This window comes from Acinetobacter uliginosus (genome assembly GCF_044130295.1).
In the GTDB taxonomy this organism is placed as follows: Bacteria; Pseudomonadota; Gammaproteobacteria; order Pseudomonadales; family Moraxellaceae; genus Acinetobacter.
Window position 1 is genome coordinate 1 of record NZ_JBIQOC010000186.1, and the last position, 1,366, is coordinate 1,366.

At 44.7% G+C, this 1,366-nt stretch carries 1 protein-coding gene; it reads left to right on the forward strand.

Annotation, left to right across the window (positions count from 1 at the left end):
• The first annotated feature begins 120 nt into the window (after nucleotides 1–120).
• Nucleotides 121–1,347 carry a transposase gene (locus ACE01T_RS17625; protein WP_180174931.1) on the forward strand — a complete coding sequence of 409 codons (1,227 nt, stop codon included), beginning with the start codon at nucleotides 121–123 and terminating at the stop codon, nucleotides 1,345–1,347.
• Nucleotides 1,348–1,366 lie beyond the last annotated feature (19 nt).

Genomic DNA, 1,366 nt, shown 5'->3' on the forward strand with positions numbered 1-1,366 from the left:
CATAGGTATCTACACAATTTCCGAGCTTTGCGTTAAATTGAAGAGCATGCTCTTCAATTTCACATCTCTGGTCTGGATCAGCGTCTTGTCAAACGCTATAACAGCCTTGTAAAACTCAATATGAATCCTCTTGCTTCACTTGCTCCCGCAATCAAAGACCTAGCCTCTACCCAAAAGTCGAGTTTCTCAACTACACAGGCAGTTTGGCGATTCCTGAATAATGATAAAATCTCTTTTAGTCAATTAAACCAGCCGATTAAGCTTCTTGCATGCGAACAGATCAAGACATCACCGCATCAGTATGCATTAATCGTTCATGACTGGTCTCAGCTGCAGTATGTGAAGCACAATCATAAGGTTCAGCGTCTTCAAAGAACACAGGTGAATTCAGGCTATGAATTGCAAAGCAGTTTACTTGTCGATGCATCATCAGGGCTCCCGATTGCGCCATTAGCTCAGACGCTAACAGATGCATCCGGCTGTTACTCTACATTCAGTGAACAATACAGCGAGCGCAAGTCCCATTTGGACTCACTCGCAGAACAAATTAAAACGATTGAACAGTATCCGATTGAGAAAACAAAAGTCCATATCATTGACCGTGAAGGAGACTCGATTGCCCACTTGAGGGAAATCAGCAGCCATGGTTTTAAATGGTTGATCCGGGCCAAAGAAAGCCATCGGATTGAGCATCAAGGGGAAACCTACAAAGTTGCAGAAGCCGCAGAAAAAGTAGTAACTCAGCAGGTTAAGCCGATTGCTTATAAAGGAAACCGGCATATGCTGCATGTTGGAGAAACCGATATTCGGATAACGCGTGCAGCAAAGCCGAAGAGAAAAGACGATTCAGGCCAACGGGTTACTCCCCAGCCAGGCAAGGCGGTTGCAGCCAGATTAATTGTTGCTGTGGTGAAAGATGCTCAAGGTAAAACAGTCGCGAGATGGTCGCTGATCAGCAATGTTTCTTCAGAGATTGATGCGGTAGAACTAACCACCTGGTATTACTGGCGCTGGACAATTGAGTGCTATTTCAAGCTTCTCAAGCAGGCAGGCCATGACGTTGAATCATGGCTTCAGACCACACCTGCAGCGATTTTAAGACGGCTCCTGATCAGCAGTATGGCGTGTGTGCTGACTTGGCGAATACAGCGTTCTGAAGATGAACAAAATCAGAAAATTCGTATATTTCTGGCCCGTCTTTCAGGCCGACAGCAGAAGAGAGGTAAGTTGGAAAGTGCACCTGCAATATTGGCAGGACTTTCGATTTTACTGAACACTCTTCAACTGCTCTCGGAATATTCAATAGATGAACTGAATGAAATCGCAACAATTGCATTAGGTACCTAAAGATGTGTAGATACCTATG